The organism is Bythopirellula superficialaquae (assembly GCF_059632245.1).
The window spans coordinates 5,475,369-5,490,046 of record NZ_CP197426.1 but is presented as its reverse complement, the minus strand read 5'-3'; the positions used below and the strand labels follow the sequence as shown (position 1 = coordinate 5,490,046).

Here is a 14,678-nt window from a genome sequence, read left to right as displayed (position 1 = left end):
CATTTTTCAGGGTTCTCCCATGGAAACGAATCTCACCACTGGCCGTCCTTCTCTTGTTCGTCGTCTGATGTGGCCTGCCACGTTGGCTGTCACCGTCCTTGGCGCGAGCTGCGGCGGCGCTTATTGGTGCATGAATGGTTCAGCCGAAGCGGACACCGAAACCGGCAATTCGCTGCGGGCTCATTCCGCCAAGGAACAGCTCAAGAATCTGTTCGCCGAGGAGAAATCCGAGCCGGAAACCAGCAACGATGCCCCGGATCCTTTTGGCAATACGTTGCGTGACACTCAGCCCACTCCGGTCGTGCCATTAGTTGGCGACCGCTATGGCAGCTACGCACCGCAAGCCACATTGCCACCGATCGAAGAAGAACCTCAGCCACCCGTCGAGGATGTGACTCGGGGCCAAGGGCCCGATGCAAATCCGCTTCGCATGGCCGACACGAATGTGCAACAAGCCAAGGCTGAGCTCGAAACACCCGCTGAGATCGCCGACACGCGCGAAGATTTCGCCACCGCTTCACCGCTTCCCGTGAACACGCCGACTCCCGCCGAGCCGTTGGCCCAAGAAACATCCAATCCGTTGGCGTCTCCGCTGCCTCAATCGCAGTTGCCAGAGTCAGCTCCCTCGGTCACCACCGCAAATCCGTTTGCGGCCGCGCCGATGCCGGTGAGCAACAATCGCTACGGCACGCCAACAACAGTTCCCACGCCGAGCTTGCCCCCGGTCGTGGATATGGGTGCCGCGGATGCGCAAATCGCTTCTCGTCAACCGATGTCGGCCTTCCCTGTGGACGCCGCTCCGCTGCCCACTCCAGCCGAATCTCAAATTGCCAACGACGAACCGACGAACACCGGTATTACGCCGACTCCTGGTTTGGCTTCGCAGCCTGGTTCAGGCCGTCCCGGCGAACGCGTGTTGGAAGGGGCGCAAACCCCTTCGCTCACGATTTTGAAACTCGCTCCTCCTGAGATTCAGGTGGGCAAACGCTGCACGTTTGGCATCCGCGTTCAAAACAGTGGTCAGCGAACCGCTCAGAACGTACAGGTTCATGATGAAATTCCTTTGGGAACGGAGCTCGTCGGCACGGCACCCCGTGCTTCGGTTTCTGGTGGTAAGGTTGTGTGGGATCTCGGCACCTTGTCTGTCGGTGAAGAGCGGACCGTCGAGATGGAATTGATTCCCACCGAAGAAGGCGAACTGGGGAGCGTGGCCACGGTGACGATGGCTGCTCAAGCTTCGGCCAAGGCTCGCTGCACCAAGCCCGAACTCGCCTTGCGACTTTCGTCGCAGCCGCAAGTTCACGCGGGCGAGCAGCAGATCGTCCAAGTGGAAATTACCAATCCCGGCAGCGGCGAAGCGACCGGCGTCATGATTTTGGAAACCGTTCCCACCGGCGTAACGCACGAAGCGGGACCGGCTCTGGAATTCGAAATCGGCAATCTCGCCGCGGGTGAAACGCGCCGTTTGGAATTGGTCCTCACCGCCGAACAATCGGGCCGCGTCAAAAACACGATGACCGCCAAAGCAGATGCTGGCTTGCACGTCGATGCAAGCTGCGAATTTGAAATTGTTGCCCCCGATTTGCAAGTGACCGTGGAAGGCCCAGAACGCCGGTTCCTCGAACGTCCCGCGACTTACCAAGTGAGCGTCGACAATCCCGGCACGGCCCCGGCGAAGGAAATTCAGCTTGTCACGCACTTGCCCAAGGGTTTGCAATTCGTGAGCGCGAACAACTTGGGTGAATACGATGCCGCGGCACATAGCGTGATTTGGAGTTTAGCGGAACTCCCCGCCAATGAACGGGGTACCGTGGAACTCGTGGCATTGCCCGTCGAACCAGGGCAGCACACGTTGCAGGTGAGCACCAAGGCTCGCGACGGTCTGAACGACGAAATTCAAAAACAGGTTACGGTCGAAGGGATCGCGGCGCTGATGTTTGAAGTCGTTGACCGCGATGACCCCATCGAAGTGGGCGGCGAAACGGGCTATGAGATCCGTGTTGTGAATCAAGGTTCCAAAGCCGCGGCCAACGTGCAAGTGGTGGCGATCATGCCCCCCGGTCTGCGAGCGCTCTCGGGCCACGGCGACACACGACATGCGATTCAAGGGGATCGCGTGGTGTTTGCTCCCCTGCCCCAATTGGGTCCGAAGGCCGAAACGACGTTCCGCATTCAAGCTCAGGGCATTCGTGACGGCGATCACCGCATCAAGGTGCAGATCACGACCGACGAAATTCGCGAGCCGATCACCAAGGAAGAAAGCACCCGCGTTTACGCCGATCACTAAACCATTTAGCCGCGGTGCTTGCACCGAGCTTCATCACAGAGCGCTAAGCCGCGAGCGGCTTTAGACGCGCTCGAAGATGGTGGCGATGCCTTGGCCGATGCCGATGCACATCGTGGCGAGTCCTAGCGTAGCATCGCGGTCGATCATATTGTGAATGAGCGTCGTGGCGATGCGCGCGCCACTTGCCCCCAGCGGATGGCCGATGGCGATGGCCCCGCCACGAACATTCACCTTCGTTTCGTCGAGGCCGAGCATCTGAATGCAGGCCAGCGATTGCGAAGCGAACGCTTCGTTAAGTTCCACAAGTTCGATGTCGGCAAGCTTGAGTCCCGCGCGTTGGAGTGCTTTCTGTGTGGCGGGCACGGGACCGGTTCCCATCACCGCGGGATCAACTCCAGCCACCGCCGTGGCCCGCACGCGCACGAGTGGCTTGAGACCTAGGGATTTGGCTTTCTCTTCGCTCATCATCAACAGCGCCGCCGCGCCGTCGTTGAGCGGCGAGCTGTTGCCTGCCGTAACCGTGCCGATGCCGGGCATGAACGCCGGTTTCAACGCCGCGAGCGCTTCGAGGCTCGTGTCGGGGCGGATACATTGATCGACCGTGACGGAGAGCGGCAAGCCCGCTTCATCATGACCCCAGACGGGGATGATCTCGCGTGCGAACTCCTTCTTCTCGGTGGCGGCTGCGGCCTTTTGATGGCTTGCCAGTGCAAACTTGTCTTGAGCTTCGCGGCTGATCCCCTGCGATTGCGCCAAGAACTCCGCCGTGTAGCCCATGTGCAGGGCCCCTTTGCTTGTCGCGTGGAACAACTTCGGATTGAAGTCCACACCCGAGTCCATCGGGATGTGCTGCATATGTTCCAAGCCACCGACGATCTGCACGTCTTCCGCCCCGGCGATGATCGCGTGGGATGCTTGGTTGATCGCTTGCAAACTGCTGCCGCAGAGGCGATTGATGGTCGCGCCCGCCGAAGTGGAAGGCAGCCCCGCCATGAGGCCCACGATGCGGGCGATGTTAAAACCTTGCTCGCGCTGTTGCTGCGTGTTGCCCAGCACAACGTCCTCAATTTCCTGGGGATCAATACCGGTCCGCTCGACGAGAGCCTTCACCACAATTGTGGCGAGGTCGTCGCTCCGAACAAAGCGATACACGCCCTTCTCGGCACTCGAGCGGCCAATGGCCGTACGGCAGCAATCAACGATAACAGGAGATTTCATGATGACTGCCTCGCATAAAACTTCTCGCCGCTCGCCGCGTGCTCGAGTAACAACGGCGTTGGCTTAAATCGCTCGCCCAGGTGTTCGTACTTCTTAAGCTTCTCGACAATCGCTGCCGCGCCGAGTGTATCGGCCCAAAAGAAGAGGCCCCCTTTGAACGGTGGAAATCCGATGCCGAAAATCAACGCAAGATCGACGTCGCGAACATCGCTCACGATGTTTTCTTCGAGCAAGCGAGTCGCTTCCAGGAACATGGGTAATAACAGCCGGTCGACGAGATTGTCTTTGGTCTCACCTGTGGCGTGTTTCTTGATGATCTCAGCGGCCGCCGCTGACGGCTGCGATTTTGATCGACCTTTGCTGTCGTCGGCGTAATCGAAGAACCCTTGGCCGTTCTTTTGACCGAGTCGTTTGGCTTCGACCATCGCCGGCAAAATCTTCGAAGGCACCACGCGATCGGGAAACGCCCGGGCCATCACGTTGCCTGCATGGAGGGCGACGTCGAGTCCCACGGTATCGTACAACTCGATGGGGCCCATCGGCATGCCGAAGCCCGTGGCCGCTTTGTCGACGGCCTTGATCGTGGCTCCTTCTTCGAGCAGCAACAGTGCTTCATTCATATAGGGGAGCAGAACGCGATTCACCAAAAAGCCGGGGCCGTCGTTCACGACAATCGGCGACTTGCCAATTGCCTTTGCATAAGCCACAGCGGTCGCAATCGTGCTGTCGGACGTTTGCTTGCCGCGAATCACTTCCACGAGCGGCATTCGCCGCACGGGATTGAAAAAATGCAACCCGCAGAACCGTTCGGGATGCGTGAGCCCGTGGGCGAGCGTCGTGATGGGAATCGTCGACGTGTTCGAGCAGAGCAGCGTTTCTTCGGCCAGTTGTGGCTCGATCTCGGCAAAGAGCTCGTGCTTCACATCGGCGCTTTCAAAAACGGCTTCGATAACAAGGTCGGCGTCTTCGAGATCTTCGTAGCTTTGCGTCCCTTCGATAAACGGCAGAAAATCGAGGGCCTTCTTAGCATCAGGACCTTTGGTTTCTTTGTTGAAGCTGACTTCGGTGATCACCCCCTGCACGCCGCGATTAATGGCCGCGTCGTTCATGTCGGTGAGCGTGACGGGAATCTTGCGTTTCACATTCGCGGCGGCAATCCCCTGCCCCATCGTGCCCGCGCCCAGCACGCCGACTTTTTCGATCTTCCGCGGCTCGCTGCCAGGAGGGCCGGTCTGTTTCTTGTTGGCGTCCTGCAAGAAAAATACATTGAGTAGCGCACGATTGACGGGTGAACCAAACAAGTCGGCGAACCCTTCGGCTTCCATTTGGCAGGCTGTTTCGAGATCGACCCCCGCGGCGCCGAGCATGACTTCCAGGGCCGCGAGTGGCGCGGGATAGTGGCCTTTGGTTTGGCCCTGGATGTAAGCACTCGCCGTCGCGCCGAGAAACGCAAGTTCTGTGTCGCTGATCGTGATCGGCTGCGACCAAAGTTCACGGTCTTTCAGATAACTCTTCGATACACTCTCGCTACGGGCAAGTTCAATCGCGGCGTCGAGCAGCTTGTCGGCGGGCACACCAATCGCCAGCCCCATTTTCTCGGCGGCGCTGGTGTCAATGTTCTCGCCGCTGGAGACCAGCTCGACCGCATTGCCGAGGCCCACAATCCGGGGCGTGCGCGCCGTGCCACCCCAACCGGGAAACAAACCAAGCTTCACTTCAGGGAAGCCGTAGCTCGCCGCTTCGCGGGCCATGATGCGGCGATCGCACCAGATCGAAAGTTCCGCCCCACCACCGATGCACAAGCCGCCAATGGCCGCGATGGTCACAAAGGGGAACTTTGCCAGCCGGCCAAAGAGCTCATGGCCATGGCGCGAGACGGCTATCACGTCGGACTTGGGCTTGTCGATATCGGCAACGAATTCACGCAGATCGGCACCGGCGATGAAATTGCCAGGCTTGGCCGATTGAATCACCAGCCCCGACAAGCCTTTACGAGCTTCGAGTTCGTCAAACAGTTTGGCGAAGTCCGCTAGCGTGCCACGTGACAAGATGTTGACGCTTTTCTGCGGGTCGTTGATCGTGATCACCGCCACGTCGGATGGGGGGAAATCGAGCGTGAGAATAGAGTCAGCCATCATTGCTCGGCAGTTTTGAGGAAGTCAGCGGGACAAGGAAATTCGGGGACAGGGAAATCAGCAGAAACGCGGTCGACGTCGTTTCCCCAAAAAGTTATCGTTTTATTCTATGGCAACGAACCCAAATGGCCCAGACGCGACCGAGGACGCACCCCCACCTCGGCTGTGGTTATTTCCTTTTTTTCTGGCGCTCATCTTGGGGAGCTTAGTGATTTGGGATCGCGCGCGGGAGCATCCTGCGCTGTCCAAAGCGCCCTCGGTGGAATGGACCCCCAGCGATAAGCCCACCGGCGAAGTTGTGCAGCTAGAAATCGATTTTGGCAACGGTGCCAAGCGACAATTCGATGCCTTGCCTTGGAAAGCCGGGATGACCGCCGCCGACGTGATGGCGGCCGCGCGCGACTTTCAGCCTGGGATTACCTACGAGCAGATCGGCGAAGGTGAAGGTGGTTTTCTCACGGAATTGGAAGGGCTCAAGAACGAGGGGGCCAGCGGTCGAAATTGGCGATACGAGGTTGCTGGCACGCCAGGAACCAAGAGCTTTTGCCTGCAAGAAGTCGCCCCCGGCGAGCAGGTTCGCTGGTGGTTTGCGGGGGAAGAAGATGGGCTGTAGAATAGGCGGCGTATTGCCTTCCGCACAAATCTTTGCGCTCGGTCGCAAGTTTTCATTCAGGAACCCACCATGTCGAAGCGAGATACCCTCCGCGATCTGAGCGTCTTTTTCCTTCTGTTGGCGATTGGTGTGGTTGGGCGTTGGAGTCAGCCTGATTGGAACTTCACACCGATCATGGCTGCCACGGTGTTGGGTGGCTGTTACTTCCGTTCGATGTGGTTGGCGGCGTTGCTGCCGGTGGGGATTCTCACGATTTCCAACTTCGCCCTCGACGGCTACGAGAACGTGTTCGTGCTGCTCTCGGTTTATCTCATGATGATCGTGCCGATGGTGCTGGGTCGTTGGACTCGTGGTGCCGAAGGCTGGCAAATTGTGGGTAAAGGCATACTCTGCGGCATGGTTCCCGCCACGGCGTTTTTCATCGTGACCAATTTCGTCCACTGGGCCTCGACCAGCATGTACGCACACACCTGGGAAGGTTTGACGAATTGCTATGTCGCGGGCTTGCCGTTCTATCGCACGATGCTCGCCGGCGACGTTTTCTACCTCGGCTTGCTGGCCGGTAGCTTGGCATCGGTCGGATTAAAGACCCCCGCCTTCGCTCGCGAGCGCGTGAAGAATTAAGCGACTTGATCATTCAAAACACAAAACGCCCAGGGATGGCCATCCCTGGGCGTTTTGCGTTTCTGGTGATTCAAAACTCTTGCTGCTCAGTTCTCAGCCAACGCCTTGTCTTCTTTTTCAGTCGCAGCCGCGGCTTCTTCTGCCGACTTGGCCGCGGGGACCAACTGCTTGAGGGCCGTCTCTAATTCGATAACTTTATTGGACACCGACACTTCTGTGGCATCTTTATTTTCCATGATCTGCATGGTCGGTCCCATCTGATCGATCATGTCATCCAAGCGAGCCTTGGGTTCATCAGCCAGACCAGCCTTCAAAGACGTGCTCCCCGTACCGATGCTGTAAAGCCGAGCAAAGACCTGACGGCGCTCGAAACGAGGGCCAGTCTCTTCTTCATCGCCTCCGTAACCGCGACCGCCACCATATTCACCACCACCGTAGCCTCGACCACCTCCATAACCACCCCCGGCTCGGCTCGAAAAATCAGCACCCGCCAGGGCTTGCTTTTGATAGTCCCGAGCAAGATTCGCTGCTTCGGACACCACATCGAGAGCCAATTGCGCCATGGCATCAACCGCCGCGTTACCGTCGATGTCGGCATTCGCGGGATAGGTGATCCGCTTGAGCGCAGCGGCGGCGTTGCAGCGTTCATCAAGATCGACTTTTTTGTCGGCGATCAGCGCGGTTAGCGCGGCTTGCACTTCTTTCGTGGGGCCTTGTTTCGCTTGGTTGGCCAGCACCTGAGCGGCGGTGCGGCGGACCCAGTCATGCACGTCGGCATCAACATCCTCGGGGGTTGGGCTGCCCGCGACTTTGATCATGGCGGCAGTCAGGCGTGGATTGAGGCTGGGATCAATACCATAACGGCTGTGCCGTTCGAGGCCGATCAGCGCGCCGAGTTTCACCGACTCAGGCACGGGGACTTTATTGAAATCCTCTTTCTCGACGAGTTCCAAGAGTTCCTGCGTCGCCTTAGCCATCGGAACCGGAGCGGCAGATCCACTCCCCAATTGCTGATCCAGATCGCCGAGCATTAGCACGGCGTTGTAACGCACGGCGGGATGGAAGTTGCCCCGCGCCATGCCGCGACCGTAGGTGAAAATCAATTCATTGATAAAATCTCGCGACCCTGCATTGGTGACTTGCGTCAGGAGTTTAAGCAATTGTTCGCGCGACTTGCTGAGTTCCTTCAAAGCGTCCGACGTGTGGAGAGTCATCGACGGTAAGTGGTACTCCTTCAAATATTTTTCAACGTCAGCCTGGGAGCCTCCCAACCCGGCGGGATTTCTAGCGGCAGTGGCAAAACTTATTCTCAAGCTGCTGGCGGCTTGATTGACGGGCAAGGTTCTGTAGTCTTGGGCAAACGTTGCCGTCGACAGACTACCAAACACAACCGCCAAAGCGGCGCAGAGAGAGAAACGCCGGCGTACAGCGAGATGAGATTTTGCGAACATGGCCTCTGTTCCTTAAATGTTCCTGCCGCGAGATGCGTCGACCGACCGGCCGCGCGTGCGAACCTCTCTATTCTAAGGTTGGAGTGCCCCGCCGCAAAATCGCCATTCGCAACCGGCATTTTTTTCGTGCGCAAGCCGTTGGCTTGTAACGTGTTAGCTTGTTTTCGCTCTGGCCAGAATTCTCGCGGCATGTCAAGCTAAAGGAACTGTCCCCTGTGAGTTCCCTGCCATGACCCTGCTCTACACTTCGCCAAGATTTCTGGATCACAACACCGGCCAGCATCCCGAGCGTTCTGAGCGGCTCGTGCAGATTCTCACCCGGCTCAGCGAAACCGGCCTCGCGGAACGCTGCACTCGCCCCACGTGGCAGAGAGCCGAGGAAGAAAGTCTGGCCACGGTCCATACGCAGGAGATGATTCGCTATCTGGAGAGCCTTGCTGCCAGCGGCGGCGGGATGGCGGATGCCGACACGATCGTGGGGAGCGAATCGGTCGACGTCGCAAGGCTCGCGGCGGGGGCCGTTTGCGATGCGACCAAGCGAGTCATCGCCGGCGACGATTCTCACGCTTTGTGTTTGGTGCGCCCGCCGGGCCATCATGCACTGCGCGACGTGGCGATGGGATTTTGTCTGTTCAACAACATTGCGCTGGCCGCGCGGACCGCGCTCGAGGCCGGTTTACAACGCGTGCTCGTGATCGATTGGGACGTGCATCACGGCAACGGCACGCAGGCGATCTTTTACGAAGAACCGCGTGTGGGATTTTTCTCGGTGCATCGCTGGCCTTTTTATCCCGGCACAGGAACGGCCGACGAAACCGGCACCGGCAAAGGATTGGGCACGACCCGCAATCTGCCGGTGATCTTCGGCACGTCGCGCCGCGAGTATCAAGACATCGTGCGAAGAAGTCTGGAAGATTTCGCCGCGAAGATCAAACCGGAACTCGTACTCGTGAGCGCGGGCTTCGATGCGCACCACAGCGATCCGGTCGGTTCGTTGGGTTTGGAGACGGAAGACTTTGAATGGCTCACGCAGATCGCTGTTGACATTGGCAACAGCTATGCGCAAGGGCGTTTGGTGAGTGCGCTCGAAGGGGGATACAATCCTCTAGTGTTGGCACAATGCGTCGCCACGCATTTGGAAGTGCTGTTAAGAACAGAGTAGACGTGAGCGCAAGCTTGTGGGTTATTCGCACGGCTGCTGAAGCAGCCTCGCCGGGCTTAGTTTGCGAATGTCGGTTTCGGTGGCAACTCGAACTTCGGAACTGGTACGCGGATTACCAAGTCGGTGTGCTCATAATCGACATTGCCAGAGTTTGGCGCGACCCATTCGCCGCCGATGATTGAGCCATCGCGTTCAGTGCCTCCATCGTCTTTGCAGTTCTCAAACACGCTGTAGAGCAAATAGCCCCCATCAGGCTTACGCTCATAAATAAACGGCTGATCCGAATAAAGATCGTTCGGAAGTTTGTCGAGCACGCTCGGCACGAGCTGCGCGAGTTTTTCTGGGTACTTGCCTTGTTCGGCTCGATAGACGGCGAGCGCCGCCGCCACGCGGGTGAGATCGAGTAATACAATTGCTCGATCCTGGGCCTTCATGGAGGCATTGAGCGCCGGCAACATCAGGCTGACCATTGTGTCGGCAACCAGCGCGGACCTGACCTCGGCGTTAATAAAGCTGGCCGCGATGCGAGCTGGGTCCCCAGCCGAGCGGGCGAGTTGCGAAATATGGTGGTCAAGATTCGCCGTCGCGCGCATGCGTTCGGCTCGGTCGGCAATGCGCGCGGTTTCCACCAACCGATTGTAAATCGCATTGGCGGAGCGCAGCACATTGTTCCAATTCACGGGTGCTTGGCTGAAGAACAACAGCGCAGGCGTCGTCACATCGGTGCCCGCATTTTCTAACGTGCTGAAATCACGCAGCAACATGACAACCATATCGGCAAAGAAGACGCGTTCTCCTTGATCGAACGAGCGCACCACGTCGGAAGGGATTTTGCGTTTCTGCAAGTAATCAAGCACTTCGCGGGCGAACTTGGCGTCGGATTCGTCGAGCTGCAACAGCGTTACCGTGCGGCTCAAAGCCGTGTTGTCGATCGCGATGGCGACTAACTGTTCGACGAGGGTCATCCCCCGTCCACAGTGAGTGGCCAATTGAAATGTTGTTTGCAGGTCCTGCCAGGCCTCCGCGCGTTGGCCTTGGGCGGCGTACCACATTGCTCGAATGCAAAGCGCCCGTGTGGCCCCGCGCAGGTTTTGTACTCCCGGCAACAAAATTTGAATAGCGCCTTCATATTTTGGTCGCAACAGCGAAGGTGAAGGAGACCACCATTTCGGCCGTTGACCAGCCTCGGTCAAAAGTTCAAATGGTTTTGCGTTATGCTTCACCCAATCGGCAAGCGGCGGGATTTGCTCGCTCGTCCAAGGCCGGCTCATGGCCAAATCGATCACTTCTTCGGCCGCTTTGTCGATGATTTGTTGATTCGTCGGATTGAGTAACGTATCGGACTCGGCCGGAGTCAGCACCACTTGATACTGTGTGGTGAGCCAGTACGACACCAAGCTGCGTACGGTCCTGTCGAACGGATCTTGCAGGCTTTCGGTCGTGCTGGGCATTTGGGCAAAGCCCAGGGCATCGCTCATCGCGAACAAATCGTTTTGGGAAAGCCCCGCGGGCCAGATGGCCTGCCAAAACAGCACGGCGCCATTGTTGTCGTGCGTGACCCCCTCGCGGCCCAAGTCCCGCCAATAGGTTTGATAGTCGGGCAAGCCATCGTCGCTGAGCGGCGCGGTGATGACGGTTGTTTCCTCGGAAACAACGAGCGGGGGATTCGGCCCGAAGTACGACAGTAAAACGGAAAAGGCAAATTCTAAAAACACGTATCTGGCCCTTATGGAAATGGTGGGACTATCCCCCCAGTAGATGGGGCAATCCTCGCAGTTTGTTTAAGAATAAGTGTATTTCTCTCTCATTTTGCGACTCATGGGCCAGCTATAATGCGTGGGCATTAAAATCGATCAAGCAAACTTGAATCGATCAAGACTAAAGGAGCTACGATGCGTTCTCTGGGAGTCGGTTTACTTTCTTTGATTCTCGTCACGCAGTTGGCAGCGTCGGCGGCGGCCTACAATCTGTTTGGCCCTTATCCTTGGGGTGAGGATGAGTACTACCAAAAGTGGGGCGATATATTCACGCCCGGTTCTCCCGGCGGAACGATCACTTGGAGTTTCATGCCCCAGGGCACAACCTTACATGCCTCGGCGCCCAACTACATTCACGGCACCTCGGATTTAACATCCGTGTTCAATCAGGTCGGCGGCCAAACGGCGGCGCTCGCGATGATTCAATCGGCGTTCGACAACTGGTCGTCCGTCAGCAACATTTATTTTGAGTATGTGGGTATCGACGATGGCACACCTTTTGGCGCGCCGAAAGCGCCTGGGCAAACCATAGGCGACATTCGCATTGGTGCATTTGACATTGACGGCTTCTCGGCGGGGGTTGGCTATTCGGCCTATCCTCCTGGCGATACGACGCTTGATGGCGACATTATCCTTAACAGTCGGTCTGACATTTCCTTCTATGTCGCGCCGGGTGCCGAGGGCGATCTCTATGATCTGTACCCGCCGGGGGGCGGCTATTACCGCAACGACTTCGAGGGACTTGTGGTCCATGAACTGGGCCACGCCGTGGCACTGGCTCACTCGGATGTGCCATCAGGGTTGATGTGTGGGTACGTAGACTCGGGTTTCGATGGTTCGCAATGCGCGTACTACGATCCCGACAGTGATGGCAAGATGCCGATCAATCGGATTCCCGATGCCGACGACATTGCGGGCGTTCAGTTTCTGTATGGCCCCGCGCTCCAGGCCGATTTCGATCACAACAATCTGGTGGACTCGGCCGATTTGATTCTGTGGCAGGCCGGTTATGGAGTCTCGACCGGCGCGAACTATCAAGATGGCGACGCCGACGGCGATGGGGCCGTCACCGGTCGTGATTTTCTGATCTGGCAACGCGAAGCCGGCAGCGGGGCGATTGTGCCGCTGAGTTCGCTCGCGGCAGTGCCGGAGCCGAGTGGCATGGTGCTTATTGCACTAGCGAGTTTGGGTTTCGCGCGTAGGCCACTGAGTATCACTGGATTGCCGCCTTCGCGGGAATGACGACGAACCAAGCACTCATCACGCAACGCTGGCGACTTCCGGCAATGGCGCGCGGCTGTAGTGTCGGTTGATGAGATCATTCTGCAGCCACAGGAGTTTGCTGAAGGCTCGCAGGGTGACGATCTCGTTCTCACGCGGGAGGCCCAGACTGAGGATCGTGGCGTTCAGGGCATCGGCGACGAAGCCCAGCAGCGCGTTCATTTGCACCAGCGGCACGTTGATCGATTTGTTCCCCATGTCGGGCGTGTGCATCGAACCGACGGCGTCGAGATATTGCACCATCTTGGTGTTGTAAGGTTTCGTCACGAGTGTGGTCAGATAACGACCCAGATGCTGCTTGCGGAAAGCAATCACATCGTCGTCGAGCGACAAGGTTTCGACGTCGTCGGCGAGTTCGCCCTGATAGCCGTGTTGTGGGGGGACGAAGTGGCGCTTCGTGGCGTCGAAGGAAAACAGCTTCACGTAGACCGCGTCCACGAGTGCTCCCACGTGATCGCTCAACGGTCCCGCCGCGGCATGAATGGCGGCGATCTCCTCGGTGCCGAACTCCATGAACTCGGCCAAATAGCCAAAACGATATTCCAAGTCCTCTTCCAATCGTGCTTCGTCGATGTGTTTCATAGCGATTTAATCCTGGCAATCTGTAAGTCGTATCGGGATAAACCGCTAATGTTCGCTTATCGTCGCTTATTGGTTTATTAGCGACCGTTAGCGTCAATTAGCGGTTTAAAAATTAGACAGGTGGTTCTTTGTTAATACGAAATTCTTTGTTACAATAATTGGACAAAGACATCCAATTATAGTTACTTTAGAGGTCGCTAAATTGGATGTCAACATCCAGATTGCGAGTTTTGGCCATGCTATCTCAAACCGTCGAATATGCCCTGCGGGCGGTCGTGCATTTGGCGGGGATTGCCCCTGCGTCTTGCACCACTTCGCAGCTTGCCGAGGTGACCCAAGTTCCCGCGGCTTACTTGTCGAAGGTCGTTCAAAGTTTGGCCCGTGCGGGGATAGTGCATTCGCAGCGCGGTTCGGGGGGAGGCATTTCGTTCGCTGGCAATCCGAAGAAACTTACCGTGCTCGACATCGTGAACGTCGTCGAGCCGTTGCAGCGGATTAAGACCTGCCCCTTGGGTTTGGTCTCACACGGTAAGAAGCTCTGCCCCCTGCACAGCCGCCTGGACGCCGCGCTGGCCCAGGTCGAGCAGGCCTTCGGCAAAACGACCCTGGCCGAAGTCTTGGCCGACCCGTCGTCAGTGAAGCCGTTGTGCGAGGTGCCGTCGGCGCGCAACGCCCGCTAGCAGCCGGTTTGCCCCTGGGGGGTCCCCACGTTATGCTCAGGGGCGGGCCAGTCAGGACGACTTATATTTTCTGCTAAATTCTCAGACCTCTCCGTGACAATCGCAGGGAGATCCTGCCTTTCGCACGAGGAAGGATTCCGACCCCCCACAGGCGACCCAGCCATGTCAAATAGCTCTGCCATCAATCCCGATCTCTTGTTGTCGCAAGCACTTGCGGGCTCGAACGAATGTTTCGGCCGGCTGCTACACGTCTACCGCAACTACCTCAAACTGCTCGTAATGTCGCAGTTGGAGAAGAAACTCCAGCGGCGAATCAGCGCTTCCGACGTGGTGCAGGAAACATTTTTAGAAGCCAATCGCGATTTTGGCCAATTCCGCGGCCGGTCAAGTGGCGAGTTTTGCGCCTGGCTGCGGCGGATTTTGGTCAATAATCTCCACCGCGTCGTGGAGCAGCACGTACTGGCTGAAAAGCGGACCGTCCACCGTGAAGTTTCGCTCGAAGCGATGGCGACGTCGCTGGAGCATTCGACCACGCGGCTAGATGCGATTCTGCCTGACCCCGGCACGTCGCCGAGCATGAATTATCAAAAGCACGAACAACAACTCGAGTTGGCGAACGTCGTGGCGGACCTGCCGGCCGATTATCGCGAAGTGATCGTGCTGCGTCATATCGAATCGTTGCCGTTTGAAGAAGTCGCGCGACGGATGGACCGTTCCGCCGGTGCGGTACGGATGCTGTGGCTCCGCGCGATCCGGCAATTGCGTGAGCAGATGGAAGTTTGAGGCACTAACCCTAATACAGGTCTAATTGAAATTACATAAAGCCACGGAGTAACACGGATTAAACACGGATAAAAGGATATGTTCCTGTGTTGTGACAAGAACTGT

At 57.7% G+C, this 14,678-nt stretch carries 12 protein-coding genes; 7 read left to right on the top strand and 5 right to left on the bottom strand.

Annotation, left to right across the window (positions count from 1 at the left end; all coding sequences use genetic code 11):
• The first annotated feature begins 19 nt into the window (after window positions 1-19).
• Window positions 20-2,287, top strand: coding sequence for a hypothetical protein (locus SH678x_RS22685; RefSeq protein ID WP_496920750.1), 2,268 nt, complete (start codon window positions 20-22; stop codon window positions 2,285-2,287).
• Between the two features lie 60 nt (window positions 2,288-2,347).
• On the opposite strand, the gene fadA is transcribed toward SH678x_RS22685, so the two are convergent.
• Window positions 2,348-3,505, bottom strand: a complete 1,158-nt coding sequence (fadA, locus tag SH678x_RS22680) for an acetyl-CoA C-acyltransferase FadA (RefSeq protein ID WP_496920749.1) — start codon at window positions 3,503-3,505, stop codon at window positions 2,348-2,350.
• On the bottom strand, window positions 3,502-5,643 hold the full coding sequence (locus SH678x_RS22675) for a 3-hydroxyacyl-CoA dehydrogenase NAD-binding domain-containing protein (protein ID WP_496920748.1): 2,142 nt from the start codon (window positions 5,641-5,643) through the stop codon (window positions 3,502-3,504). The genes fadA and SH678x_RS22675 overlap by 4 nt, the downstream gene beginning before the upstream one ends.
• 106 nt (window positions 5,644-5,749) lie before the next feature.
• Between SH678x_RS22675 and SH678x_RS22670 the strand changes: the two genes are divergently transcribed.
• Together SH678x_RS22670 and SH678x_RS22665 are read left to right on the top strand one after the other, a co-directional pair.
• On the top strand, window positions 5,750-6,253 hold the full coding sequence (locus SH678x_RS22670; protein ID WP_496920747.1) for a DUF4430 domain-containing protein: 504 nt from the start codon (window positions 5,750-5,752) through the stop codon (window positions 6,251-6,253).
• A 69-nt stretch (window positions 6,254-6,322) separates the two neighbouring features.
• Window positions 6,323-6,877, top strand: a complete 555-nt coding sequence (locus SH678x_RS22665) for a DUF6580 family putative transport protein (RefSeq protein WP_496920746.1) — start codon at window positions 6,323-6,325, stop codon at window positions 6,875-6,877.
• Between the two features lie 86 nt (window positions 6,878-6,963).
• Here SH678x_RS22665 and SH678x_RS22660 read toward each other — a convergent pair whose 3' ends face one another.
• Window positions 6,964-8,328, bottom strand: coding sequence for a hypothetical protein (locus SH678x_RS22660; protein ID WP_496920745.1), 1,365 nt, complete (start codon window positions 8,326-8,328; stop codon window positions 6,964-6,966).
• A 229-nt stretch (window positions 8,329-8,557) separates the two neighbouring features.
• Between SH678x_RS22660 and SH678x_RS22655 the strand changes: the two genes are divergently transcribed.
• Entirely contained in the window at window positions 8,558-9,490 is a 933-nt protein-coding gene (locus SH678x_RS22655; protein WP_496920744.1) for a histone deacetylase family protein, read from the top strand.
• Window positions 9,491-9,546: 56 nt separating this feature from the next.
• Here SH678x_RS22655 and SH678x_RS22650 read toward each other — a convergent pair whose 3' ends face one another.
• Window positions 9,547-11,205 carry a hypothetical protein gene (locus SH678x_RS22650; RefSeq protein ID WP_496920743.1) on the bottom strand — a complete coding sequence of 553 codons (1,659 nt, stop codon included), beginning with the start codon at window positions 11,203-11,205 and terminating at the stop codon, window positions 9,547-9,549.
• Window positions 11,206-11,382: 177 nt separating this feature from the next.
• Here SH678x_RS22650 and SH678x_RS22645 point away from each other — a divergent pair, with 177 nt between their 5' ends.
• Window positions 11,383-12,489 (top strand): matrixin family metalloprotease, encoded by a 1,107-nt coding sequence (locus SH678x_RS22645; RefSeq protein WP_496920742.1) that lies wholly within the window; start codon window positions 11,383-11,385, stop codon window positions 12,487-12,489.
• An 18-nt stretch (window positions 12,490-12,507) separates the two neighbouring features.
• Here SH678x_RS22645 and SH678x_RS22640 read toward each other — a convergent pair whose 3' ends face one another.
• Window positions 12,508-13,110 (bottom strand): protoglobin family protein, encoded by a 603-nt coding sequence (locus SH678x_RS22640; protein WP_496920741.1) that lies wholly within the window; start codon window positions 13,108-13,110, stop codon window positions 12,508-12,510.
• A gap of 236 nt (window positions 13,111-13,346) precedes the next feature.
• On the opposite strand from SH678x_RS22640, the gene SH678x_RS22635 reads away from it, so the two are divergent.
• On the top strand, window positions 13,347-13,790 hold the full coding sequence (locus SH678x_RS22635; RefSeq protein WP_496920740.1) for an RrF2 family transcriptional regulator: 444 nt from the start codon (window positions 13,347-13,349) through the stop codon (window positions 13,788-13,790).
• A gap of 162 nt (window positions 13,791-13,952) precedes the next feature.
• The gene (locus tag SH678x_RS22630) at window positions 13,953-14,573 is read left to right on the top strand and encodes a sigma-70 family RNA polymerase sigma factor (protein ID WP_496920739.1); all 621 of its coding nucleotides are present in this window, start codon (window positions 13,953-13,955) and stop codon (window positions 14,571-14,573) included.
• Window positions 14,574-14,678 lie beyond the last annotated feature (105 nt).

Coding starts and splice junctions, on each gene's coding strand:
- SH678x_RS22685 (WP_496920750.1), top strand. CDS start 20: ATGGAAACGAATCTCACCACTGGCCGTCCTTCTCTTGTTCGTCGTCTG.
- fadA (WP_496920749.1), bottom strand. CDS start 3,505: ATGAAATCTCCTGTTATCGTTGATTGCTGCCGTACGGCCATTGGCCGC.
- SH678x_RS22675 (WP_496920748.1), bottom strand. CDS start 5,643: ATGATGGCTGACTCTATTCTCACGCTCGATTTCCCCCCATCCGACGTG.
- SH678x_RS22670 (WP_496920747.1), top strand. CDS start 5,750: ATGGCAACGAACCCAAATGGCCCAGACGCGACCGAGGACGCACCCCCA.
- SH678x_RS22665 (WP_496920746.1), top strand. CDS start 6,323: ATGTCGAAGCGAGATACCCTCCGCGATCTGAGCGTCTTTTTCCTTCTG.
- SH678x_RS22660 (WP_496920745.1), bottom strand. CDS start 8,328: ATGTTCGCAAAATCTCATCTCGCTGTACGCCGGCGTTTCTCTCTCTGC.
- SH678x_RS22655 (WP_496920744.1), top strand. CDS start 8,558: ATGACCCTGCTCTACACTTCGCCAAGATTTCTGGATCACAACACCGGC.
- SH678x_RS22645 (WP_496920742.1), top strand. CDS start 11,383: ATGCGTTCTCTGGGAGTCGGTTTACTTTCTTTGATTCTCGTCACGCAG.
- SH678x_RS22640 (WP_496920741.1), bottom strand. CDS start 13,110: ATGAAACACATCGACGAAGCACGATTGGAAGAGGACTTGGAATATCGT.
- SH678x_RS22635 (WP_496920740.1), top strand. CDS start 13,347: ATGCTATCTCAAACCGTCGAATATGCCCTGCGGGCGGTCGTGCATTTG.
- SH678x_RS22630 (WP_496920739.1), top strand. CDS start 13,953: ATGTCAAATAGCTCTGCCATCAATCCCGATCTCTTGTTGTCGCAAGCA.